This window comes from Microcoleus sp. PH2017_24_DOB_U_A, assembly GCF_020738205.1.
In the GTDB taxonomy this organism is placed as follows: Bacteria; Cyanobacteriota; Cyanobacteriia; order Cyanobacteriales; family Microcoleaceae; genus Microcoleus.
In genome coordinates this window covers 1-24,116 of record NZ_JAEQCT010000097.1, presented here as the reverse complement: position 1 = coordinate 24,116, position 24,116 = coordinate 1, and the positions used below count along the sequence as shown (strand labels likewise).

The 24,116-nt window shown below is 44.3% G+C and carries 19 protein-coding genes; 6 read left to right on the top strand and 13 right to left on the bottom strand.

What is annotated here, in order from left to right; genetic code table 11:
* Positions 1-121 precede the first annotated feature (121 nt).
* Entirely contained in the window at positions 122-412 is a 291-nt protein-coding gene (locus JGK07_RS25315; protein WP_293190993.1) for a hypothetical protein, read from the top strand.
* Here the strand turns inward: JGK07_RS25315 and JGK07_RS25310 are convergent.
* The gene (locus tag JGK07_RS25310; protein ID WP_293190995.1) at positions 390-1,448 is read right to left on the bottom strand and encodes an IS630 family transposase; all 1,059 of its coding nucleotides are present in this window, start codon (positions 1,446-1,448) and stop codon (positions 390-392) included. The genes JGK07_RS25315 and JGK07_RS25310 overlap by 23 nt on opposite strands.
* A 131-nt stretch (positions 1,449-1,579) precedes the next feature.
* Between JGK07_RS25310 and JGK07_RS25305 the strand changes: the two genes are divergently transcribed.
* Both JGK07_RS25305 and JGK07_RS25300 read left to right on the top strand, forming a co-directional pair.
* Positions 1,580-1,717 carry a hypothetical protein gene (locus JGK07_RS25305; protein WP_293203196.1) on the top strand — a complete coding sequence of 46 codons (138 nt, stop codon included), beginning with the start codon at positions 1,580-1,582 and terminating at the stop codon, positions 1,715-1,717.
* 389 nt (positions 1,718-2,106) lie between these two features.
* Complete coding sequence (locus JGK07_RS25300) at positions 2,107-3,447, top strand: 16S rRNA (cytosine(967)-C(5))-methyltransferase (RefSeq protein ID WP_293224760.1); 1,341 nt, start codon at positions 2,107-2,109, stop codon at positions 3,445-3,447.
* A 217-nt stretch (positions 3,448-3,664) separates the two neighbouring features.
* Here JGK07_RS25300 and JGK07_RS25295 read toward each other — a convergent pair whose 3' ends face one another.
* From JGK07_RS25295 to JGK07_RS25265, 7 genes are all read right to left on the bottom strand, one after another.
* Positions 3,665-6,394 carry a transglycosylase domain-containing protein gene (locus tag JGK07_RS25295; protein ID WP_293190999.1) on the bottom strand — a complete coding sequence of 910 codons (2,730 nt, stop codon included), beginning with the start codon at positions 6,392-6,394 and terminating at the stop codon, positions 3,665-3,667.
* A gap of 156 nt (positions 6,395-6,550) precedes the next feature.
* Positions 6,551-7,561 carry a chlorophyll synthase ChlG gene (gene chlG / locus JGK07_RS25290; protein ID WP_293224758.1) on the bottom strand — a complete coding sequence of 337 codons (1,011 nt, stop codon included), beginning with the start codon at positions 7,559-7,561 and terminating at the stop codon, positions 6,551-6,553.
* Positions 7,562-7,758: 197 nt separating this feature from the next.
* Positions 7,759-8,229, bottom strand: coding sequence for a DUF29 domain-containing protein (locus JGK07_RS25285; RefSeq protein ID WP_293178081.1), 471 nt, complete (start codon positions 8,227-8,229; stop codon positions 7,759-7,761).
* A 217-nt stretch (positions 8,230-8,446) separates the two neighbouring features.
* Entirely contained in the window at positions 8,447-9,151 is a 705-nt protein-coding gene (locus JGK07_RS25280; RefSeq protein ID WP_293178078.1) for a helix-hairpin-helix domain-containing protein, read from the bottom strand.
* Positions 9,152-9,407: 256 nt separating this feature from the next.
* Positions 9,408-9,755 carry an NINE protein gene (locus JGK07_RS25275; protein ID WP_293178075.1) on the bottom strand — a complete coding sequence of 116 codons (348 nt, stop codon included), beginning with the start codon at positions 9,753-9,755 and terminating at the stop codon, positions 9,408-9,410.
* An 89-nt stretch (positions 9,756-9,844) separates the two neighbouring features.
* On the bottom strand, positions 9,845-10,057 hold the full coding sequence (locus JGK07_RS25270) for a hypothetical protein (protein WP_293178072.1): 213 nt from the start codon (positions 10,055-10,057) through the stop codon (positions 9,845-9,847).
* A 243-nt stretch (positions 10,058-10,300) separates the two neighbouring features.
* Complete coding sequence (locus JGK07_RS25265) at positions 10,301-11,893, bottom strand: type II CAAX endopeptidase family protein (RefSeq protein ID WP_293178069.1); 1,593 nt, start codon at positions 11,891-11,893, stop codon at positions 10,301-10,303.
* A gap of 215 nt (positions 11,894-12,108) precedes the next feature.
* On the opposite strand from JGK07_RS25265, the gene JGK07_RS25260 reads away from it, so the two are divergent.
* Positions 12,109-13,458 carry a histidine phosphatase family protein gene (locus tag JGK07_RS25260; protein ID WP_293205833.1) on the top strand — a complete coding sequence of 450 codons (1,350 nt, stop codon included), beginning with the start codon at positions 12,109-12,111 and terminating at the stop codon, positions 13,456-13,458.
* Positions 13,459-14,137: 679 nt separating this feature from the next.
* Positions 14,138-15,448, top strand: a complete 1,311-nt coding sequence (locus JGK07_RS25255; protein ID WP_293224756.1) for a dihydroorotase — start codon at positions 14,138-14,140, stop codon at positions 15,446-15,448.
* A gap of 167 nt (positions 15,449-15,615) precedes the next feature.
* On the opposite strand, the gene JGK07_RS25250 is transcribed toward JGK07_RS25255, so the two are convergent.
* The 3 genes from JGK07_RS25250 to JGK07_RS25240 form a co-directional block, all read right to left on the bottom strand.
* Positions 15,616-16,953, bottom strand: a complete 1,338-nt coding sequence (locus JGK07_RS25250; protein WP_293178061.1) for an adenylate/guanylate cyclase domain-containing protein — start codon at positions 16,951-16,953, stop codon at positions 15,616-15,618.
* The gene (locus tag JGK07_RS25245; protein ID WP_293178059.1) at positions 16,950-17,342 is read right to left on the bottom strand and encodes a response regulator; all 393 of its coding nucleotides are present in this window, start codon (positions 17,340-17,342) and stop codon (positions 16,950-16,952) included. Before JGK07_RS25245 ends, JGK07_RS25250 begins: the two co-directional genes overlap by 4 nt.
* 132 nt (positions 17,343-17,474) lie before the next feature.
* The gene (locus JGK07_RS25240; RefSeq protein ID WP_293224754.1) at positions 17,475-20,252 is read right to left on the bottom strand and encodes an ATP-binding protein; all 2,778 of its coding nucleotides are present in this window, start codon (positions 20,250-20,252) and stop codon (positions 17,475-17,477) included.
* Positions 20,253-21,263: 1,011 nt separating this feature from the next.
* On the opposite strand from JGK07_RS25240, the gene JGK07_RS25235 reads away from it, so the two are divergent.
* On the top strand, positions 21,264-22,172 hold the full coding sequence (locus JGK07_RS25235; RefSeq protein ID WP_293178053.1) for a 4'-phosphopantetheinyl transferase superfamily protein: 909 nt from the start codon (positions 21,264-21,266) through the stop codon (positions 22,170-22,172).
* Positions 22,173-22,420: 248 nt separating this feature from the next.
* Here the strand turns inward: JGK07_RS25235 and JGK07_RS25230 are convergent, their stop codons facing one another.
* Together JGK07_RS25230 and JGK07_RS25225 are read right to left on the bottom strand one after the other, a co-directional pair.
* Positions 22,421-22,816, bottom strand: a complete 396-nt coding sequence (locus JGK07_RS25230) for a response regulator (RefSeq protein ID WP_293178050.1) — start codon at positions 22,814-22,816, stop codon at positions 22,421-22,423.
* 228 nt (positions 22,817-23,044) lie between these two features.
* Positions 23,045-23,926, bottom strand: coding sequence for an ATP-binding protein (locus JGK07_RS25225; RefSeq protein ID WP_293243052.1), 882 nt, complete (start codon positions 23,924-23,926; stop codon positions 23,045-23,047).
* Between the last annotated feature and the right edge of the window lie 190 nt (positions 23,927-24,116).

The window sequence follows — 24,116 nt, the reverse complement described above, 5'->3', positions numbered from 1 at the left end:
AGACTGACATTCCGGGCATTGCATAATATTCCTTTTAAATGTGTGTGATTTGTGACGCTCCGACGACCATTTCATCATACCCTAGTTCAGCAACGCCGAAATCCTCTCCCCCGGAAATCGGATGGGATTACTGTTTAAGCTGTTTAATTTCTACCAGGATTATGGAGTCGAAGAATATTATGTCTACAGTCCAGAGGATAATGAATTAATTGGTTGGCTGCGTTCTGATGGAAAACTCAACTATATTGAATTAATGGATGGTTGGGTGAGTCCGCGTTTGCAGATCCGTTTTCAAACTGCATCGGGAGACTTGGAAATTTATCGCCCTGATGGACTGAAGTTTTTGTCTTATGTGGAGTTGTCAAGACAACAGGAATCATACCAATTCACTATGAACCTGCACTTAATATAGCTTCAAGGATATAGTCCCAACCACAGAGAGATAAAACTTCTTCATTCGTGAGAGATTTGATAATTATATCTACCTGTTCTTTGAGTTTATCTAAACTCGAATAATTTGCCCACTTGAGGTCTTTTTTTGTGTGTTCCCACAATCTTTCAATCGGATTCAATTCAGGACTATAGGCAGGCAAATATATTGGCATCACATGGTCATGCCAGTCTAACAAGAGAGCTTTATGAAAGCTACCATTGTCCATGATAATTAGATTGAAATGGTATGAGTATTTTTCAGCAAATCCATTTAAAAACTCTTGAAAACAGTTGTGATTTAGCTGAGAGAATTCTTGATAATATTGTTCACCTGTTGATGGTTCTACGACTCCATAAACATAGAAGTTTCCTCGTTTCCATTGTTTTTTGCCGACGGGTTTTATCCCCTTCAATGTAATCATCCTGCCCTGCATAGTAATCAATCCAAATCTACTCTCGTCCTGGCACCATATCCTTACAGGCTGTCCTGTTCCGAAATATTTAATCATTACTTTGATAATCTCCCACAGTTTTTTTTTGAAGTTGGCTTGTGCAACTTCGTTCACTTTATTGCTTTGGGGTCTTGGGACTTTGAGGTACGATTTTAATTTATAATGAACTAGGTCATGTACGACTTTATAGCTCACTTTGAGTCCGCATTCTTTTTCTAGCCATATCTGTAATTTCCCATAACTTGTTTCCCCCTCGGGCTCTTGCAGTTTTTTGATTAATTTTTCTCTGACTTCGGGTGGTATATGTGGAGTCTTCCCGGGAGCTTTTTTAACTGTGAGTAATGAGGTAATTCCCCCTTGTTTGTAAGTTCTTAACCAACGATATATTGTTGAAGAGTCTCGCTTCAGCATTGTGGCTAATTCTTTTCTTGTTTTGATTTTTTTGGTGGCAATCCAGTATAATAGCAGTAATTTTTCTTTGCTTACTGCGGTTATAGCCCGTTTGAGTCGATGCTCTAGTTCCTCAACCGTTTCCTGGATTTCTACCTTAAATTTGTTGCCCATATTGGATCTCCTATACTTTTAGCCTAAACCGCTCAATAACTCGGGGTAGACTACTGCGTTTGGAACGATTTTGCGATGTTTGACGCTCATCATTGAGCGATTTACCCCGATTTATTGAGCGGATACATTTAGTGTACCTTCATAGTGAATTGGTATCAGCACAGCGACAAATGGAACAAGAAAGACAAGAGAAAGAGTTAGTACAGCAAAAAGCCGATCGCCTTTCAGAAAAACTCCGAGAAATGGGCATCAATCCCGAGGAAATCTGAATAAAAAAGACCCGGCGGTTGCAACCTCTGTCTTATGGCAATCGTTCATCTTAGGACACGTTGTTATATTATAAACCAAATTTGTAGGGGCAGGTTCACAACAATTTACGGTAAAAATCCATAATTTCATAAACCCGCCCCCACCCACCAACAATACAAATGTACGATAAGTTTTTTGGTAAAATGTTCATGTAAATAAGGGCGGGGATGGGGCGGGTTTATGAGATATTTTGTCTGTTTCAGAGATGGTTGGTGAACCCGCCCCTACAAGATTTTGGAATTGGTTGTGAAGCTATATCTTCGTTTGTATAGACGCGATTTCAATCGCCGTAATTTCTATTTTCAATCCTCAGACAACCTATAATAACTTGACATATAACCAACCAGCCATGCAAAATCCTCGCCAAATAGCCTTTCTCGCACTCCGCGAAGTCCACCGTCGCGGTGCATTCGCAGACGCCGCCCTCGATCGCACTTTACGCAACTCTCAACTCAACGACCTCGATCGGCGTTTAGTCACAGAATTAGTGTACGGTAGCGTTAGGAGAATGCGATCGATCGACTTTATCATCGACAAACTAGCCACCAAAAAAGCCTCCCAACAACCGCCAGATCTACGTACCATCCTACATTTAGGCCTATATCAACTCCAATATCTCAACCACATTCCCCCCTCCGCCGCCGTCAACACCACCGTTCAACTAGCAAAAGAAAACAAATTATCAGGACTCAGCAGTTTTGTCAACGGCTTGCTGCGGCAATATATCCGTTTAACCGAAACCGACTTAAACCCATTAACAGTTACTAACTATAAATCATCAGTCCAACGCCTCGGAATTCTCCACAGCTTCCCCGACTGGCTAGTAGAATTGTGGAACGAACAAATAGGCGAAACCGAAACCGAACAACTCTGCGAATGGTTCAACCAATCTCCCACAATTGACCTGAGAATCAATCCCTTAAAAAGCTCGATCGCCCAAATCGAGAGTGCCTTCCAAGCCCAGAACATCTCAACCAGCAGAATCCCCCATTTACCCCAAGCATTAAGACTAAATGGCAGCACCGGCGCAATTCAAAATCTCCCCGGATATAGCGAAGGTTGGTGGACTATTCAAGATAGTAGCGCTCAATTAGTCACCCATTTACTCGATCCGCAACCGGGGGAAACCATCATCGATGCCTGCGCTGCACCGGGAGGGAAAACCACCCACAGCGCTGAATTAATGCAGGATACAGGTACTATTTACGCCTGCGACAAAACCGCTAGCCGACTCAAAAAACTTGCTGAAAATGCCGATCGACTCCAGATGAAATCTATTAAAATTCATACCGGAGACAGCCGCCACTTCCCAGAATTTATCAATCTAGCAGACAGAGTATTATTAGACGCACCTTGTTCCGGCCTCGGAACCCTCCACCGCCGCGCTGACGCCCGCTGGCGGCACACTCCCGAAAATATTCAACAACAATCGCAACTGCAATCGGAATTACTAGCAAATGCAGCGACATTTGTCAAGTCCGGCGGCGTCTTAGTTTACGCAACTTGCACGATTCATCCTTTGGAAAATGAACAGGTTGTGCGATCGTTCTTAGATAGCAATCCTGACTGGCAAATCGAACCGCCAACCATTGATTTACCAGTCCAGCCATCACCAGAAGGATGGGTCAAAGTTTGGCCGCACAAGCATCAAATGGATGGCTTTTTTATGGTGCGGCTGAAACGAGATTAAATTGCGATCGGATTGAAGTCCGCAAATACATCTGCGTTAATCCGTGTTAATCTGCCATAATCTGCGGTTAAAAATTCCCAATTCCAATTCTTGCAATCAATCCAATGTACATTTAAATTGTTGGTTGGGTGGGGGCAGGTTTATTTCAATTGTTGGTACTCATTAAGGATTATTGGTGAACCTGCCCCTACACATCGCAATTGCTTGTAATTATTGCTTAATATCTCGGTTCTTGATAACGCTCTGGTTCTTGATAAGCTGGTTCTTGATAAGCCGGCTCTTTGTAAGCTGGTTCTTGGTAAGCTGGTTCTTGATAAGCTGGTTCGCGATGCTTCGGTTCGGGATTGGGATTGTAAGGGACGATCGCACCATCGTCATTCATAATCATCCCTCGAATAATCTCCTTCGGTTCGACGGGTTTCGCCTTAATACTGCCTTTGCGGCCCTCCAACTTAGGCAACTTGGGAAACTCCTGCACCGGCATTCCCTTCACAGCTTTACTCATAAAATCGCGCCAATTGTAAGCAGCAGTACCGCTAGTTCCCCCCGTCGGATAATTGTCATCATTCCCTAACCAAACCCCAGTTACTACCTGCGGAATGTAACCGATAAACCACAAATCCCGCACCTTTTCCGAAGTGCCAGTTTTACCAGCCACAGCCCGATCGCCCAAAGAAGCAGGCCCGCCCGTACCACCAGTCACCACACCCTCCAACATCCAAGTAGTAATTGCCGCACTATCCTTATCCAAAACCCGCTTCGGTTTAAAATCAGCCTTATAAATCACATCTCCCCGCTGATCGATCACCTTAGTAATTCCGTGGGCTTCAATAAAATTACCTTCCGACGCTAAAGTACCGTAAGCATTAGTTAATTCCAGCAAATTAACCTCAGACGAGCCCAAAGCTAGGGAATAAATCGGACTTAATTTAGACTTAATTCCCATATCGTGGGCTAATTTAATCGCCGGTTCAAACCCGACATCCATCAACACTCTGACAGCTACGACATTTACCGAACTCGTCAAAGCATCAGAGATCGATCGCCAACCGCTAAACTTTTTCCCGTAATTATTCGGTTGATAGCCGTCGATAATAATTGGCGCATCTTCATAGCTGTCGTAAGGCGAAAAACCCGCCCCCATAGCCGCCGCATAAACCAACCCCTTAAAAGTCGATCCGGGCTGCCGCAAAGCCTGCGTAGCCCGATTAAACTGACTGTCTTTAAAACTTCCGCCACCTACCAGGGCCTTAACTTCCCCAGTTTTAGCTTCTATTGAAACCAAAGCCGCCTGTTCAAAACCCTGACGGCGGCCATCAACATCGATCGCATCTTTAATAACTTGTTCCGCTATTTTCTGCCACTTCAAATCCACCGTCGTCTCGACAGTCAAGCCGCCCGATTCCAAAGCATCCTTAGAAACATAGCGCGGCAATTCCTTGCGAATGTAACTAGCAAAATAAGGCGCGACTACTTTAAATCGCTTCGGTTGACTTTGTTTCACTTTTATCGGTTCCGCCTGGGCTTCCTTCGCCTGAGCCTCTGTAATTACCTTCGCTTCCTGCATTTGTTGCAGCACAATATTGCGACGTTGCTTAGCAATATCCGGATTAACTAAAGGCGAATATTCGCTCGGGGCAGGCGGCAAACCCGCCAAAGTTGCCATCTCTGCCAAAGTTAATTTATCGACGGGTTTGCTAAAGAAAACCCAAGCCGCATCCGCCACTCCGTAAGCATCTGAACCCAAATAAACCAGATTTAAATATCTTTCTAAGACTTGTTCTTTAGTCAACTCCCGCTCTATTTTTTGAGCTAAAAGAGCTTCCCGAACCTTCCGCTTAAGGCTTCTTTCCTGATTGAGAAAAACCACGCGGGCCAATTGTTGGGTAATTGTACTGCCGCCCTGCACCAAATCTCTGGCTATCACATTAGAAGCGATCGATCGCACAATACCTTGATAATCCACCCCGCGATGTTCGTAAAAACGGCGGTCTTCTATCGCAATAAAAGCTTTAGTCAACAGTTCGGGAATTTCCTTAAGTTTCAGCTTATCTCTAGTTGCCGGCCCCGACTGCAACAAAATCGTATTGTCAGCCGCCTTAATTGTCAGCGTCCCGTCGCGGTTAAAAGCCGACAAATCGTTAACATCCGGCAAACCTTTGTCTAAGGTGTATAAAATCCACAAACCGTAGATTAAAGCGCCACTTCCTATACTGAGAACACCTAAACCTATCCAAAATTTAGGGCGCCTGGAGAGCCGTTTTTTAGTATTTTTCTGCGGTGCGCTATCTTCCGGCGGTACAATACTTTCCTGTAGTTCGGTATTTATTTGCAGTTCGGTATTTAGCGGTGCGCTATTTTCCTGTACTTCGGTATTTATTTGCAGTTTGGTGTTCGGCGGTGCAATACTTTCCTGTAGTTCGGTATTTATTTGCAGTTCGGTATTCGGCGGTGCGCTATTTTCCTGTAGTTCGGTATTTATTTGCAGTTCGGTATTTGGCGGTGCGCTATTTTCCGGCAACTCGCTACTATGAGATTGTTCTGGTAATTTATTTCCCAGCAAACTCAAGCCCGGCCCCAACAATCTCTTGCCTTTTTCTTGCAAGCTGCTAACTTGAGGTTCAATTTCCAACCAAACGATTAAGCGCCTCAATCCTTCCCAATCGCGCTTGACTATGGGAAATTCATCCTGTTCTGAGTAGGAATATTCTGATGCTAATTCTGACTCTTCTGGAGGTTCAGCATCTTCTGATATCACATACTCCGATCGCTCACCAGTTATCCGCCCCGACAATTCAGGCGGGGATTGCGATGAGTTTAGCCCGGTGCTATTGGCAGCATTTGGCGATTCTAGATCGGAATTATCGCCTACTCCCTTAGTGACTTTACTCAATTTATCCTTGATATTTGAGAAAAATTCTGACACGTTCAGACCTTCAAACCTCATCAATTTAAATTAAAAATTAAAAATTAAAAAGGCTAACCCCCTTCAATTTTTAATTTTTAATTTGACATTTTTTCTTCAAGAAAACTGTGCATAATCTTGAGTTGTTTATTTTTGGTTAAAAATATTTAACTCAAAATTGCCAACTCAAAATTTTTCTCAACCAGCATGGCCCAGTGCCAAACCCGCTACCAGCATACCCAGTACCAGGAAAGGCTGAGCACTTGCCTGATATTTAACATCATTTTCCAGGGGATTACGCAAAAAGTACATATCCTGAAAAGTGATTTGGGGAACGATCAACAGCAGGAGAATGACAGCGTAAAGGTTTTGGTGAATGCCGATCAGGTAGCCTGCAATGCCTGCTTGAAATATGTCGATCATCAACACGCAAATCCAGGCTGCGGTGCCGATGCCAAACATCACTGGCAAAGATTTTAACCCTAATTGGCGATCGCCCTCGACACTTTTGAAATCATTTACGATCGCAATTCCCAGTCCTGCCAAACTGTAAAACAGCGTCAAAACCATAATGGTGGGATCTAGTGTACCAAACAAAGCTTGACCTGCCCACCAAGGCAGAGCAATGTAGCTAGCACCTAGGGCATAATTTCCCAACCAGCCATTCTGCTTGAGTTTCAGCGGTGGTGCAGAGTAGATGTAAGCCAAAAATGCACCGCCGAGAGTCAAAACAGTCATGATGGGGAATTCATGACCCGCCCACAAGTCTAGAGCATAGGCTACCGCAATGCCTGCGGCTAATAATACCAAAATTTGGGTAACTACTTGGGGAATCGAGATGATACCGGAGGGAATCGGGCGGTAGGGTTCGTTAATGGCGTCGATGTCGCGATCGTAAAAATCGTTCAAAGTTTGAGTGTAGCCAGCCAGCAAAGGCCCTGACATCAACATACAAGCGGAGGCGATCGCAAAATTCTCTAAATTCCAAACATAGTTTCCCGAAGAAGCCGCCCCGCACACCACGCCCCACATCAGGGGAATCCAGGTAATCGGTTTCATCAGTTGCAAGCGAATCTTCCAGATGGAAGTTTCCCCGCTAGCAGCCCCTTTCATACCCAACATTTGCCGAGTTTTGGCACTGCGGCTGTCTGCTTGAGGATTGTCTGCTGCGGTTTCTGGGGGAGTTTGGGATGGAGGAGAGTCAGACATAAGTGTGATTTTAGGGGTAATCTGCTGTTGTGTCGTTTTGCATTTTAATAATTCTGTAGAATAGCACCAATATTCCAAGCATTGTCTAGTCCACAATTTTTTAGATCCCTGACTTGGGAGAAGTTGTCGGAAATCTGGGTATTATATTTTTTGATATGGGATTAATTACGATCTGGCGATCGGATTTTCAGACGATGCTACTTTGAGATTATTTCATCGGGCAAAAAGTTGGAATCTAGAACCTCAGTAGAAGTATAAACGGACAATTGCGGAAACGTCTCTATCGACAACCCAGTTTCAGCACTTGCTTGTTCTACTGCATCCGCATAACATTCAGCTAACACCTCTTCCAGATATGGTCTTAGACTGGGGGAATCTTTCACAGCTTTGCGAATACGTCTACGGTGTTCAGCAATGCTAGCTTTCCAACTACCGCTTCTGCGATCGGGTTGAAATTGCCACTTCAGCAAGTGCAGGATAATTACCACAAGATTACTTTCCAAACTCCTGCGTTCACTTCGGCCCATGTCTTCTATTTCTTCAATCAAGTTTTCCCAATCGATATTTGAGTAGTCGCGAGACCGCAACTTTTCCACAGTGGTTTCAATCCATCTGAGGTAATCGGTATCATACAATTTATGTCGGTCAACTTCTAATTTTGTTGTCATAAGCTGTTCCTAATTCAACAATTTGGACACTTTCATTGCTGACGCATGGGGAGCAAGAAACCCGGTTTCTACGAGTTTTGGGTCGAGTCACAAGAAATCTAGTCAGAAACCGGGTTTCTGAGGTCTGCGTGCATCAAACTCTTGTGGGGTGGGCTTCTCGCCCGCCCTCAAAATAAAAATTAAATCCACAACAGCTTAACAACTACCAATTAACAAATCAACAAATATGGCGGTAGGAATCAAAAGGCAGTCCCGTCCGCCGCTTGACATCAACAACTGATTTGTACGCGCCTTTGCTTTGCCTTTCTCTAACTATTTTTTCAGCCACAACCCCATCTAAACCGCTTTCGATCAACTCTGACGGCGAAAGAATGTTTAACCGCTTCCAAGTAAACTGCGATTCTTTTTGATAATTGTAGCTAAAGCAAATCATCGGGGCGATGCGTCTGACGTGACTTTCGGGTACTCCGGCGATTTCCGATAACTCTTCGGCGTGGGTAAAAAGGTAGCCTTCGTTTTGCAAAGATTCAATATCGTTAGCGTAGACGATCGGCAAACCCAAGATTCTGACCATATCATCTTTGGTACACTCGTTAATATCTATTTTGCCGCGCACGTTGGCTAGTTCTTCGGCATTTGTCGCAGTTGCAGGAACCAGCAAGCCTCTGGGTGCGGTTTTGATCAGATAGCGCTTTTTCAAAGCAAAGGCTGTGACAATTTGAGCTATCCAAACGAGGGTGCCGAAATTAGCTGAAGAAGATAGCGCTAGTGCTGCTAAAGTAAAGCAAACACCCCATCCCATCCAACTGCGAATATTTGTTTTTTGCCCTGCATAGACGATCGCCAATCCGCCAAAATACGGAATAAAAGAATACCACACCCAGTTTGGAGTTTGACGCAGCCAGTATAAATCTTGAGACACTTTAGTTCTATCCTCGCTCGACTTTAGATTTCAATACGGTTCACTTAAAAATGTTTCTTCCCCGGAGATCCCCCTAAATCCCCCTTAAGAAGGGGGACGAAAGAGAATATCTTGTCCCCCCCTTTGCAAGGGGGGTTAGGGGGGATCTCCGGGCTTAACTGAAGCGTATTGGTTTATATTTGACTCTTGTGTAAATCCCAGCCTTTTGATAGTGGCTTCCCTTCTTCCTTCTTCCTTCTTCCTTCTTCCTTCTTAACTACAATTCCCGCAGCAGTTTTTGGCGTTTTTCTTCATATTCTTCGGCGGTAATTGCGCCCATATCGTAAAGTCCTTTCAATTCTGCGATCGCCCCTGTGACATCTTTTGCCCCTCTGAGGGCATACCCAGACGGCAACATTCCGCCATTGTACTGTGCATTAAAAGCTGGTTCCGACATCAGCAGCAGCCCAATGAAATCGAAAAATGCGATCAGTGAGGGAATTAATGTCCACGAAAAGAGCAAATAGAATACTCCTGCTACATTGTTGCCCAAATAAAATTTGTGGCCTCCGAAACCTCCGATAAAGAAAGCTAACACAACTGCTACGGTTTTATCTTTTACCATTTTTCCCTTTCCCCAGTTTTTTATTTTAACGAACGCGATAGACAACGAATGCGATCGAGGCAAGCAATATTACTAATTCTAATTTTTACTCATTTATTTGGGTTTTTGCGAAACTTGGACATCGCAAAATACAGCAGAACTATACCGGCTTGAGCCTGTAGAATGACTGAGTAGCCTCTCAAGAAATAATTGAGTTCGCTACCGGAATTGACAGAAAATATTAAAATGCCTAGGGCTGCGTAGGGTGCGAAACGCATCCAACTTGGCGTTCTCTCTAACTTGTGGCTGTTGAAATTGCTCATTGGTTTGAAACCTCATCCTTACTTAAATTTAACATAAAAATTAGCAGAATGGTCACGCTCGGTTGGGTGCGATCGCCCGGGCTAACCTGACATCGATCGACCTACAAGATATTACTTCAATGTTAAAGCAAGTTTTTCCGTTAAAGTCAGCGACCGGGCGATCGCCAAATTCCACCTCAGCAGACAATGCCGATAGATGTCACAAAAGCCCGGTTTATTCACAATTATTAACAACCGCCCGAATTAACCCGCGCTGCCGCCCAAAAGAAACAGACTCAAGAGAGTTCCGCTATTCCAAAGACTGTGGAGAAGCATGGGGGCGAGGAGATTGCGCGATCGCGTGTACACAAACCCCAACACCGCGCCCAAAGTCGCCAAAGGCAGAATCTCAGAGACACTCAAGTGAGCCACCGCAAACAAAAAAGCCGAAGCTGCGATCGCCCCAGAAACAGGCAAATAGCGAGTCAGAGAAGGCAGTAGAAAGCCCCGAAACACGATTTCCTCAAAAACCGGAGCGGCGATCGCAGCAGTGCCGAAAAACACCGCCAGAGCCACGTTGTCCCTACCTTCAAGGACGATCGGCAAAATCGGATTGCTGCCGCCTTGTCCCTGCCATAATTGTTGATTGATCAGCGACACCACAACCACCAAAGGCAAAGCCACAAAATAGCCGCCAAACCCCCACAAAAACCAATTTCCCCGCCAATCTATCCGAAACCAACCATCAGGTAAAGGTAGAAAAGACTTGACCGAAAAATACAGTACCGAAAGCCCGCCAGCCGACAGCAACAAATAAGTAGCAAAGATATAAAAAGCCTTTTCGCGCCCGTCAAAAGTAGCAGGGTTCAGTTTAAGAACAGCTAGAGAAACTGGCAGCAAAAAATAGGGAATCAAGATTTGCCCGACAAAGAAAAAGCCGACCACCAGCACCTGCCAAACAATCTCGCCATCCCAAGGCACATCCCAAGTCAAGCTGGCATTGCGCGCCAACAGCGGCCCCGAACCTGCCTTATCTAACTGCTGGCGCTGCAACAGCCACTGCACGCTCAAACCAACCAGCAAAACCGTGCCGATACAAAGAGATATAGCCGGAACGCCAACAACAATTGCCAACTTTTCTATAGCTTGCTCAGCCGTTACTTGCTCTGCTGCTTGCAGCGCCACCAGCTCTTTAGAACGTTCTTGCAGCTTGTAAAGTTGTGCTAGAGCGCGATAGCGAAACCACCCATCCAAAGACTTTTGAATGCGCGGCTCAGCATCCGGCAAAAGTTGAGGCGGATTGCTCCAAATTCCCGTTAAAACCTGAGCAGTTACCACGGAAGGATCGGCATCAATTTCAGTTTTGTACCGCGTAACTAAACCCTGCCAAGTTTGGATCGCCTCCTTCGTTTTGCCGCTGCTTGCCTGCAAAACTCCCAATCGCAAGTCAAGTTCGTTTAGCAGCGCTGACTGTTGGCTTGTCAACTCTTGCACAGCCTTTTGTTGTGCCGATTTGAGAGCAGAATTTTCCGACTTTGAGACGAGAGTCGGCGGAATTTGTTTGAATTGTGCTTGAGTTGTTTCGAGAGTTTTTTGAGTCGAATCTCGCGCGTCTTTATACTGCGTTAAAGCCGTATTTAGAGGATCGGAACCGATAATATTGTTGCGCGCCGAACTTAAATTAGCACCCTGATTATTTTCTCCTTGCCACTCCGAGGCGTGCAGCAGCAAATTTGTCTGATAGAGTTCCAGCCGGCTTTGGATTTGGGGTTCACTCCAACTAGCAAGTAAAGATAAACCGACCAGAGCGATCGCGATCGCCGTTAAAATACCTAAAATTATCCGCTTCAGTGTCATTCCTGGTTTTCCGTCCCGCGCAAATCTGTGTCTAACTCTTTCCCATCTTTAATCATAGGTCGTTGCAGCCGAGAGTATCCCGCCACCTGGTAAAATTTCACTGGTTAATCTTTTTGACTCGCCTCGCACCCGAAGACTGGGTAAGGTACGCACCAGCACCCACGGACTCAGTAACAGGCTAAATCTAAAATCTAAAATCTAAAATCTAAAATCGAATGACCCGCATTATCTTAGTCCGTCACGGCAAAAGCACATACAATCAAGAACGTCGCATCCAAGGCCGCCTTGATAAATCAATTTTGACAGAAGCAGGCCGCGCCGGCGCAAAGCAAGTAGGCGACATCCTGAGCAGTATCACCTTTGATGCCGCCTATACAAGTCCCCTGCAACGAGCCAAAGAAACAGCCGAAATCATCCTGTCGCGCTTGACAAATCCGCCACAACTCCAGCCAACTGATAAATTGATGGAAATCGATTTGCCATTGTGGGAAGGAATGCTGCGTCAAGAGGCGATCGACCAATTCCCCGAAGCATATCAGCAATGGCAACAACATCCCGACAAATTTTCCATGAAAATCCCCTCCCCCGAAGGAGAAATCGAACACTTTCCGGTACTAGCCGTTTTTGCTAGCGCCCGCAAGTTTTGGGAAGAACTTTTATCACGCCACACTTCTGGCACAATTCTAGTAGTAGGTCACAACGGAATCAACCGCGCCCTAATCGCCACAGCTTCAGAAATCGCCCCAGATTACTATCAATCAATTCAACAATCAAATTGCGGAATTAGTGTCATCAATTTGGGATCTGCCGATGAACAAACAGAGTCCAACAATAAAATTGCTGTTCAATTAGAATCGCTGAATTTAACCGCCCATACCGGAGAAATCTTCCCCAAACCGAGGGACGGACACAGCGGCCCGCGCTTGTTGCTAGTGCGTCACGGCGAAACAGACTGGAATAGAGCAGGTAAATTTCAAGGACAAATAGACGTACCACTCAACGATAACGGCCGCGAACAAGCTCGGCAAGCCGCAGAATTTCTTAAAGATGTAAAATTAGATTTTGCCATCAGCAGTTCCATGCTGCGCCCGAAAGAAACTGCCGAAATTATTCTCAAATATCACGGCGATTTGCAACTCGAACTCCGCGACGAATTGCGCGAAATTAGCCACGGACTTTGGGAAGGAAAATTTGAATCAGAAATAGAAGCATCCTATCCAGGTTTGCTCGAAGAATGGAAAATATCTCCCGAAAAAGTGCAAATGCCAGAAGGAGAAAATTTAGAGCAAGTTTGGACAAGGGCGATCGCAGCGTGGCGAGAAATTGTAAAATCAGTTAGCGGTACAGGAATTGTAGTTGCCCACGATGCCGTCAACAAAGCCCTTCTCTGCCACCTATTCAACTTAGAACCCGAACATTTCTGGAAATTCAAACAAGGAAACGGCGCGGTTAGCGTGATTGATTATCCCCACGGCCCCGATGGTTTGCCCGTATTGCAGGCGATGAATATCACAACTCATTTAAGTGGCGGTGTTTTCGATCAAACAGCAGCCGGAGCACTGTAATTTTTGAGGTGTTAACTTAAGTCTAAAATCCTTGATAAATCTCGCTGTTAGCGTAGTCTCGATCCCCCCTAACCCCCCTTCTTAAGGGGGGGGACAAGAGCCTTATCAAAGTCCTCAGACTATCCGGGGGCTGCAAGAGTGCTTCCGGTTCCCCCCTTCTTAAGGGGGAGTAGGCAGGGTGGTTTTATAGTCATCATAGAAATAGGTACGTAGTTGGGCTTCAGCCCTCTTTAGACGTATTTATAAAGAGGGCCCAAGCCCAACTACGTACCTTGATTAATATGACAGTTGCGTCTAATACGCCACCCGACGTTTGAGCGATGCTTTCAGTAGTTTCAGATTTATTTTTCGGACAATAAAACCGCCCTGCTTCTTAAGAGGGAGTAGGGGGCAAGAATGCGGGGGGATCGAAGGCCTAATTATCAAACAGTAGATTGATAGCACGTTTAAAGCTTAAGTTAACACGAATACCAATACCCTCCCCCACGCTTCGCCGGACAAAAGTCTGAATTTTAATAGCAACCACGAAACATCAATTGCAGAAACCCTTGCCTTTCTTCCCTCTTGCTTCGCGTCCTTAGCGTCTTCGCGGTTCGTTCTTCCCTCTTCCTTCTTCCCTCTTCCCTCTTCCCTCTTCCCTCTTCCTTCTTCCTTCTTCCTTCTTCCCTCTTCCTTCTATATGAATCGCGAACTGCTACAAAACATAAGAGTAATCGATCCAATTTCAAAGATCGATCGCACCACTGATATTCTAATTACAGGAAATCAGATCGCAGCAATCCAAGAAAACATCACCGAAATTCCCGCCGACACAGAAGTCCGGGATTGCCGAGGCCTAATTTTAGGGCCAGGATTAGCCGATATCTACAGTCATAGCGGAGAACCAGGTTTTGAGGAACGAGAAACCCTCGAATCCTTAATGCAGGCTGCGGCGGCTGGCGGTTTTACCCGCCTAGCGATTTTACCCGATACCTCCCCACCAGTGGACAACTTGGCCGGTTTAGCCTTGTTGCAACAACACATCCGCAATTTATCGCCCTCCCTACCGCGCTTGTATTTCTGGGGCGCGCTGACAGCGGGCGTTAAAGGGCAACAGATGGCCGAGTTGGGCGAGCTGGCCTCCTCTCCAATAGTAGGGTTTGCGGACGGTTTCCCGCTGTCTAATCCGGCTCTGGTGAGGCGTTTGCTTGAGTATATCCAGCCCTTGCATAAGTCGATCGCCTTGTGGCCGTGCGATCGCACTTTAGCCGGAAATGGCGCCGCGCGGGAAGGTGCAGTCTCCGTGCGCTTGGGTTTACCAGGAATTCCCGCAAGTGCAGAAACATCGGCTTTGGCGGCAATCCTGGAGTTAGTGGCATCTGGGGGAACAAGAGTGCACATCATGCGCGTTTCAACCGCCCGAAGCGTGGAATTGATTCGAGATGCCAAAGCGCGGGATTTACCGGTGACTGCGAGTGTAACTTGGATGCACTTGCTGTTAAATGTCGGCGCAATCTCAGGAAACTCTCAAGATTCCGCTGGCAAAAATGCTCTAACTGCTTCGGTTCCCTACGATCCGAATTTACACCTCGAACCGCCGTTAGGCAATCTGAGCGACCAATTAGCCTTAATTCAAGCTGTGAAAGATGGGGTGATTGATGCGATCGCGATCGACCACAATCCTCGTACTTACGAAGAAAAAACCGTGGCTTTTGCGGATAGTCCCCCAGGGGCGATCGGCTTGGAATTAGCGCTACCTCTGTTATGGCACGGACTCGTAGAAACTGGTGAATTTTCCGCTTTAGAACTGTGGCGAGTGTTGAGTACAGGCCCCGCCGTTTGTCTCGGTCAAACCCCCGCGAAGGTGGCGCTGGGAGCCTCTGCTGAGCTGATTTTGTTCGACCCGCTCATGACTTGGACGGTTGAAGGGCGCAGTCTGAAATCGCGATCGGCAAACACACCTTGGTTGGGACAGCAAATAGCCGGAAAAGTTCTACAAACTTGGGTTTAAGGGCAATACGCTTGGCTTAGGATTTGTCCTTCGAGAGGAACGAAGCAATCGAGCGTATCTGTTTTTCACTCTCATTTTGCCGATCGGACTTTATAATCCCAAGCGTATTGGGATTTAAAGACTAAACTCCGAACGATCAAACCGCATTTGATAGGACTAATAAACAATCAAAAAAAATCCGACTTACCCTCAGTTAATAGTGACTGCATTTCCTGAGAACGTTTCAGGTAATTCTGTGCTACGCGATCGAGCGGATTTTTGCGAACGCACTCAGCAAACAGTTGTGCCGCTTCCTTATGTTTGCTCGCACTATAGTTCCACAAAGCCTCTATAAATATATTAAAAGTTGCTAACTTGCCATCTTTAACTTCCGGCGGATCGGCATCAAATACTTCATGAATCGTCACCAACTCAGATTTGCCTTTAACTCTAACTCGACCAATATTTCTGATTGCATATTTTTGGTATTCACTTACATTTAACTGTAAAAAAGTATTGTTAGTAATTAACATCGATACCCCGTAACTTTTCGTCATCGTTTCCACGCGGGAAGCTAAATTCACCGCATCGCTAATCACCGTACTATCCATCCTCGTTGTTCCCCCAACAGTTCCCAGCATCAGGTTGCCCGTATTGATACCGATCCCAATTTTAATCGGTGCAAAGCCCTCATTAACGCGGTGTTGATTGTAATCGTCGAGACGGTGTAGCATAGAAATTCCAGCATTCACAGCATCGCTGGCACTGTGACCGAACAAAGCCATAATTGCATCGCCAATGTATTTATCAATAAAACCGTTATTTTCAATAATCGTTGGCTCCATGCGGCTCAAATAAGAATTAATAAACTTGAAATTTTCCTGAGGAGTCATTCCCTCAGAAAGAGTCGTAAAATCCCGAATATCAGAAAACAAGACAGACATTTCCTTTTCCACGCTGTCGCCGAGTTTGATATCAACCAAGCTTTCACGGCTTAGTAGCGAGACAAATTCATTCGGCACAAACCGTCTGGCAGCCTTAGTTAATTGTGATTGCAGTTCCAAGGCTATTTCTAACCTCTCATTCACTTTTCGCAGTTCGGCATTTTGTGCTGCTAGTTTTTTATCCTGACTGTAGCTGTGAACGGCTTCTGTCACGGTCAATTTCAAGTCTTCAGTTTGCCAAGGCTTGCCGATATAGCGGTAGAGTTTCGCGTGCTTGATCGCACTTCCCACAGCTTCAATTGTCGCCTGCCCTGTTAGCATCACCTTGAGAGTTTTGGGAGAAATTTCATGAACCCGCCTCAATAATTCATCTCCTTTCATATCAGGCATCACGTAGTCGGAGATAATTAAAGGAATCTCTTCTCCGTCTTCCATAAGTTCGGCAACTAACTCTAGAGCATCCTCACCTCCTTCCGCAATTTCAATCCGGTAAGTATTGCCTAAAGCATCTTTTAATTCAGCTTTGAGGCTTTTCAGAACCGTAGTTTCGTCATCGACGCAAATAATCACTTGTTTGCTCATAGCGATAAAGCCGTTTTAATGGTTTCAATTAACTCTTCTTCCGACCAAGGTTTGTGCAAGCAACGGTGCAAATCAGCTTCGTCAAATGCTCTTTGAACAGCATCTTCATCTGCTTGACCTGTCAGCATCACTTTAACTATATTCGGAAATTTTTGATGAACGCGAATTAGGAATTCATCTCCTTTCATTCCCGGCATCAACCAATCAGAAACAATCAAGATGATCGCTGTATCATCATCATTAAATTCATCTATCAATTCTAAAGCATCGGCGGGATTTTCCGCTAATTCATAAACGTAGGTATTGCCAAAGGCTGATTTGAGTTGAGTTTTGAGACTTTTCAAAACTACTTTTTCGTCGTCAACGCACAGGATAACAGGTTTAGACATACTTTTTTATTCTCAGCCGTTCTTTGTTTGCCATTGAGTGTATCCTCTAGTTTGTTGGGCAGGCACTGTCCCCAAAAAAACGCATAACGCAAGTTGCAGAAGCGATAAGAGCAATGCCTACCCTCAAAGAGGTTATCCGGGATTGACGGGTATAGAAACGGTAAAAGTCGTTTTGCCAGGAACCGATGCAACTTCGATTGTACCGCAATGTTTTTCAATGATTTTTCTGACAATATCAAGCCCTAAACCTGTGCCTTCTCCCGGTGGCTTAGTTGTGAAGAAAGGCTGGAATATTTTCGAGATAACTTCTTCAGGAATTCCCTTACCGCTATCCGTGACAGCCACTTTGACACGATTGCTTTCTTGAAAAACATCCAGAGTTAATGTACCTTTATTATCCATCGCTTGCAGGGCATTGTGGATGAGATTTGTCCACACCTGATTTAGTTGATCGGGGTAGCAGAGTACAGGTTCAATTTCTTGGAAGTTTCGCAATACTTCTACCCCGTGTTTCAAGTTGTTTTGATAAAGGGTAAGTACGGTTTCTATGCCGTCAACTAAATCCGATTGAATCATCACTTCTGAAGAGTCGTGTCGGGCATAATTTTTCAGAGCAAAGACGACTTTTGATGCTCGATCCGTTGCGGTATTAATTGTTTGGGTGCCTCGCTGGATTTCTGTGAGTTTGTAAGCCATGTCTAAGATTAGCTCGCGATCGGGTTTTTGCAACAGAGACATAAAGTCATCCGCTTCATAAATCCCCATATCTACTAAGGTGTCCGCGATATCATCGGCTTCGTCAATATTTTCATCTTCTAGTTGACCTACCAAAGTTCGCTTTAATTTCCTTTCTTCTTTGGCTGTCAAAGTTATATCTTTTTGCAGCGATTGATTTAATAACATGAAGAAGTTATCGGCTTCTTCGGGAGAAAACGATTGAAAAAGTTCGGGCAAGTTGGAGAGGGTTTGTCCCAAGAATTTGCTCATATTTCCGGCACTCGAACGGATCGCACCCAGCGGAGTATTTAGTTCGTGGGCAACTCCCGCTACTAATTGTCCTAAAGCAGCCATTTTTTCTGAATGAACTAACTCTTGTTGGGTGGTTTGTAGGTCTTCTAATGCTGTTCTAAGTTCTTGGGTTCTTTCGGTAACTTGAACTTCGAGAGTGCGGTTGTATTCGGCTACTAATTTTTCGGATTCTTTGCGTTGGGTAATGTCGGTAAAAGCTGCGATTGCATAATTCACCTTTCCTTTGTCATCATAAATTGGCGTTCCCCAAACTTCGAGCGGAATAGTCCTGTTTGGCTGGTGAATTTCTATATCGTCAGCATTGACACTTGCCCCTCGAAAAGCACACACTATCGGGTCTTTTTCTTGAGGGTATATTTCCCCGCTATCGGCGAGATAAATTTGATATACCTCTCCAATTTCAGCAGATTTCATATCGTCAACCATGTCTTTACCAAGCAAAGATTGAGCCCGAGAATTAACGTAATAAGGTTTACCGCTGGGTTCTGCTACAAATATCCCCACCGGCACGGCTTCTAAAATTTGGTTGAGTCGGCTTTTACTCTCGGATAATTCAGCATTCAAACTTTGCATTTCCTCAAAAGAAAATTGCAGTTGTTGTGCCATAGTTTGAAATGAGTTAGCAAGTTCGCCAACTTCATCATTCCGGTTTATTTCTACAGTTTTTACCCACTGACCTTTGGTAATATTTTTTGCTGCTTCATTTAAGTGTAAAATTGGTTTTGTCACCCATCTAGCTGTTAGTATACCGACAATTATAGCTGCCGCCAAAGCTGCAATACACAGCAAAACAGTAGTTTTGTTGTTGGTATTAATTTGTTCCAAGAAATCAGATTCGGGAATAATTACTACAATCAGCCAGTTCAAACCTTTGTCATCTTTTATGGGCGTAACTTGCATGAATTGTAGCTGGTCTTTAATCTTTAACCTAAGCTGTTGGTTTTGCTGAATGTTGTTGAGGTTACCAAAATGCTCTTGCAGGTATTTAGTAGTGAGGCTGATGGTGGCGTTTTGGCTGGCAGTTGCCTGAATTCTTTCTGTCTCTTCACCTTTGATTAAATATACTGGATCTTGCGTTGATGTTGTAATTAATTCACCCGATCGCTCAATAATAAACGTTTGACCAGATTTGCCAATTTTTAACTTTTGGAGGAACTCGTTAACTCGCGAAAATAGTAAGTCAGTGCCTAAAATTGCCTGCAACTGCCCCGATTCGTCGTATAACGGTTGCGCCGCTGTAATTCCCAATCCTTTGCTGGTAAAGTCGGCGTAAATTTTGCTCCAAGTTGCCGTTTGTGCTTCGGTTGCTGCTGTGTACCAGGGACGAACTCGCGGGTCAAATTTAGGTTTTACTTTAACTAAGTTCGTTGGTTCGCCGCGGTTGTTAGCAGCATAATAATTCATGTTGCCGTCTGTAAGCTCGGTGCGTTCTTGCAATAAAAAATTTCCCTCATTAGTGCGCCTCGCGGCAATAAAATCTCCGCCTGGAGTGGCAATATACGTAACGCTTACTGTGTCAAAAGTTTGCAGTTGCTTCCAGAAGTGGCGCTGTATTTGCGGAATGTTTTGCAAGTTGAGATCCCCCAGCTCAAAAGCATTGGCTTTGAATTGATTTAGTTGGTGGGGAAATGCCATGTATGCTTGGATTCTTTCGGAGATGCGATCGCTAATTTCTTCCTGCAATTTGGTAGCAACTTCGTTAACAGCTTGCTGTCCATTGCGAAATGACAAATACCCCACAACTCCGACTGCTGCGAATATTTGCACCACGAATGGAACTACCAGAACTGTTCGCAAAGGGAGGGAGCGAACTGCTTTTACCACTAATCTGCCAGCAGATTTGGTTGGTTGTAAAAATTTGATGTTTGAAGGAGTAGTCATGCTTGGAAAAACTTGTTGCTTAGAAAACACTTTCTGGATTTAATTAGTTGCACCCAACAAGTTATGATTTGTTATCCCAGCACCCTGATTGTGAATTTGGCCTTGCTGTAGTGCACGCAAGCGATTTTTGCTGTATTATAGCAAGCAAATCGTCCGGCAACAGCGATCGCCCCATCTAATACTTCTTGATTGACTTTAGTTACAGGTACTACTGTAGGTGGCCGACATCCACCTTAAAAATTTGGATGCCTACTCGCAAGCATCGCCAGACAGTATTTCCTGTTTCCTCAGTGCTGTCAAAAAAATGATGCTGTAAATACGCAGGCAGTTATCCTGGCGATCGCGCATACAGAAAAAAGCAGACATCCTTTAGATTTGCTATCACGATCGCAGTTTATTTGACAAAACGAATCAAAGGAAAACAACTGTAATTAATTTTACAACCAAATAGAGTGAATATCCGGATTATTTGGGAATTTGTTGCAGTTCCAGTCCTCGACGCAGAACTTCTAGATGTAGGGTGTGGCGTGCATCACCTTACTTGCGGCTATGAGTAGCGTGTAAAATCACTTTTTAGGCTGAGTCCTAAGTTATTAAATTGTAAATACGAGCTGATCGGCAGCTTTGCCCCCGATGGCTCGCAGGAAAAATAAATATATCCTTGCCCCCCCCTAAAGCTACAATTTTTGCTATAAAAACCAGAAAAACGTAATTATGTAAAAGGGAACTTGGGAGCGGATATCTGGATTTTTAGTGCAAAACAAACACTAAATATTCCGGATTTTTGACCTGAGAGCTGAAATAAAGATATTCATCTTTGGGAACACATACATTAGCAATTTGTCTTAATTGTTTAAGCCAATTGGCTTAAATTTTCCTTCTTCAGGTCGCTGACAACAAAAAAGTGCGATCGCTCTGGGCGTGAAATCTACCTAATACAAAATAATATCGAGACTCGTGCGATGCGTGCAAGTGCGATCGCCAGACTCAAGCAAAAAATTAGCACATCTCATGGTAGAATCCTTTGTAATTGGCGATTTCACGTCGGGAAACACATCCGCCAAGCAAACAACTTCCACCGCCCAAAGCCCCCATAGTTCGATCGATAGTCTCATCGCCAGAGACGATATTTTGATTCACCAAGCCCAAAAAAAGGGCAAATACATGACTGCTGTTGTTCCTTCGTGGAATTCCCCACCAGAAAACCTGACATTAGACATCAACGAAATTCATGTTTGGCGCGTCTCTCTGGCTCAAACGGCGTCTTGCGTGCGGACTTTAGCAGAGACTCTCTCTACCGACGAACAGACAAAAGCAGAGCGTTTTCACTTTCCAAAAGATCGATCGCAATTTATTGTGACTCGCGGTGCGCTGAGAGAAATTCTGAGTCGCTACCTGCACATAAATCCCAGCCATCTAAGCTTTGAATACAACCCCTACGGCAAACCCTCTCTCATCGTCGCCCAAAGTGGAGATACCCTGCGTTTCAATTTGTCTCACTCTCACGAACTTGGGCTAATTGCCATTACCAAAAATCGAGATATTGGCGTCGATATTGAACGAATAAATCCCAACTTTCCCTGTCTAGAGATTGCTGAAAAGTTTTTTTCACCATTAGAAAACACCGTGCTGCGTTCTCTATCCAAAAATCTCCAAAACCACGCTTTTTTTGCCTGCTGGACTCGGAAAGAAGCCTACATCAAAGCAGTCGGAAAAGGATTATCTATTCCCCTGAATGAGTTTGATGTGACCCTCACACCAGGAGAACCCGCAGCACTATTAAATGTTGAACAAAACCCCGAAGAATCATCGAAATGGTCTTTAATTGAATTAATTCCCTGTTCAGATATCGTCGGGGCTGTTGCGGTTGCAGGAGATTGCTCGAAACTTCATTGTTGGCAATGGACAGCGAAGTTTTGAGCTATGATTCGTAGTGAACAATGCGAGTCCTTCTAAAAAGGTTCGCAGTGAGGACTTTAGTCCTTCTTCACCTTCAAAGAGAGGACTGAAGTCCGAAGGATCGAACAGTTATTTAGTGCAATACCTAAATGTTTGACCCAGACTTGGATGTGACGTGCGATCGCAAAGTAGTAATACTTCCCCGGAATATTAATTCAGACTTGCGATCGTAGTTTGCTCACCATCACCTCCTATAATTACTTGTGGGTTCAAGTTTTTTTAAGCCCAGATTTAATGATCTCAATTAACTCCGATTCCAACCAAGGCTTATACAAGCACGAATGAAGGTTTGCTTCCTTTTTTACCCTGGCAATAGCAGCTTCATCAGCTTGACCTGTTAGCATAACTTTCACGATTTTTGGGAATTTTTGGTGGATGCAAATCAGCAGATCGTCCCCCTTCATCCCGGGCATTAACCAATCTGATACAATCACCAGAACTTGAGACTCCTCTTCAGTAAGCTCCTCTAGCATTTCTAGAGCATCCATCGCATTTTCGGCCAGTTCATAAGAATATTCAGTACCAAAAGCTGACTTGAGTTGCACTTTGAGACTCTCCAATACAGCGATTTCATCATCAACACATAAAATTACTGGTTTAGGCATTTTACTCTTTACACTAAAAATTGTGACTTGGGAATTGGAGATTGGAAATTGGGAATTGGGAATTGGGAGAAAAAGAAAGCAGAAACAGCTACCCGTCGATCCGTAATACCAGTTTCAAGAAAGAATGCAAATGTAAGCCCGCGATTCAAACCCTGATAGTCATCAGTCATTCCCAATCTCAAATCTCAAATCTCAAATCTCAAATGGTATGACTTCAGTTTTGTGCTACTAATTCCTCGGTAAATAAACTGTAAACGTGGTTTGTCTGGGAAGTGATTTTACTTCTATTTTACCTTGATGTTTGTCAATTATTTGTTTAACAATATGCAACCCTAAACCACTACCTTCCCCTAAGGATTTTGTTGTAAAAAAAGGCTCAAATATTTTCTCTTGAATATCCAACGGTATACCTTTGCCTGTATCGGCAATAGTAATCTTTATCTGCTCACCTGCCTCAATCGCGTCAATAGTTAAAGTACCTTGATAGTCCATAGCTTGTAAAGCATTGTGGACGATATTTGTCCACACCTGATTGAGTTCGTCAGGATAGCAAAGTACAGGGGGTAGTTCTGGAAGGTTCAGCACTATATTCACTCGATTTTTGATTTGATTGTGATAGAGAGTCAACACCGTTTCGATACCATCACCTATCTTGGCTAAACTCTTATCGCTCGACGGTTGACCTCCTGTGTATTCTTTGAGAGCAAATATTATTTTTGCCGCTCTATCTGCTGCTATTGCTATGGTTTGCATACCTCTTTGCATACCGGATATTTTATAAGCACTATCTAAGATATACAAACTATCAGATCTTTTTAACAGTGGCAAAAAAGGCTCTATTTTGTCATAAATTCTCATGTCCACAATCGTATCAGCCAAATCCTCGGGTTTTGCAACTTGTTCGGAGTTAAATTGACTGATAAAAAGCCTTTTCACTTTGCGGTCTTCTTTGGCAGAGAAACTGGGTTTTTCTTGGAGCGACCTATTGATTAATGCTAAAAAAATTTCCGCTTCTTCTATAGATAAAGACTGAAATAGTGCAGGCAACTGCTGTAGAGATTGCTCTAAAAACTTAAAAATGTTCCCCGCCGAAGAGCGAATTGCTCCCAATGGAGTATTGATTTCGTGAGCAATTCCTGCGATTAATTGTCCCAACGCAGCCATTTTTTCTGAATTAATTAGTTCGTTTTGAGTAGACTTTAATTGGGAGCATCCCACTTTTTGACTAAGTAGAAACACCTAGCTTGATGTCATTATTTAAATACGCACATCTCAGTCTTAAAATTTGAGGCACATTTTT

Bases quoted from the DNA above. Each gene is read 5' to 3' on its own strand.
- JGK07_RS25315 (WP_293190993.1), top strand. From the start codon at position 122: ATGGGATTACTGTTTAAGCTGTTTAATTTCTACCAGGATTATGGAGTC.
- JGK07_RS25310 (WP_293190995.1), bottom strand. From the start codon at position 1,448: ATGGGCAACAAATTTAAGGTAGAAATCCAGGAAACGGTTGAGGAACTA.
- JGK07_RS25300 (WP_293224760.1), top strand. From the start codon at position 2,107: ATGCAAAATCCTCGCCAAATAGCCTTTCTCGCACTCCGCGAAGTCCAC.
- JGK07_RS25295 (WP_293190999.1), bottom strand. From the start codon at position 6,394: ATGAGGTTTGAAGGTCTGAACGTGTCAGAATTTTTCTCAAATATCAAG.
- chlG (WP_293224758.1), bottom strand. From the start codon at position 7,561: ATGTCTGACTCTCCTCCATCCCAAACTCCCCCAGAAACCGCAGCAGAC.
- JGK07_RS25285 (WP_293178081.1), bottom strand. From the start codon at position 8,229: ATGACAACAAAATTAGAAGTTGACCGACATAAATTGTATGATACCGAT.
- JGK07_RS25275 (WP_293178075.1), bottom strand. From the start codon at position 9,755: ATGGTAAAAGATAAAACCGTAGCAGTTGTGTTAGCTTTCTTTATCGGA.
- JGK07_RS25270 (WP_293178072.1), bottom strand. From the start codon at position 10,057: ATGAGCAATTTCAACAGCCACAAGTTAGAGAGAACGCCAAGTTGGATG.
- JGK07_RS25265 (WP_293178069.1), bottom strand. From the start codon at position 11,893: ATGACACTGAAGCGGATAATTTTAGGTATTTTAACGGCGATCGCGATC.
- JGK07_RS25260 (WP_293205833.1), top strand. From the start codon at position 12,109: ATGACCCGCATTATCTTAGTCCGTCACGGCAAAAGCACATACAATCAA.
- JGK07_RS25255 (WP_293224756.1), top strand. From the start codon at position 14,138: ATGAATCGCGAACTGCTACAAAACATAAGAGTAATCGATCCAATTTCA.
- JGK07_RS25250 (WP_293178061.1), bottom strand. From the start codon at position 16,953: ATGAGCAAACAAGTGATTATTTGCGTCGATGACGAAACTACGGTTCTG.
- JGK07_RS25245 (WP_293178059.1), bottom strand. From the start codon at position 17,342: ATGTCTAAACCTGTTATCCTGTGCGTTGACGACGAAAAAGTAGTTTTG.
- JGK07_RS25240 (WP_293224754.1), bottom strand. From the start codon at position 20,252: ATGACTACTCCTTCAAACATCAAATTTTTACAACCAACCAAATCTGCT.
- JGK07_RS25235 (WP_293178053.1), top strand. From the start codon at position 21,264: ATGGTAGAATCCTTTGTAATTGGCGATTTCACGTCGGGAAACACATCC.
- JGK07_RS25230 (WP_293178050.1), bottom strand. From the start codon at position 22,816: ATGCCTAAACCAGTAATTTTATGTGTTGATGATGAAATCGCTGTATTG.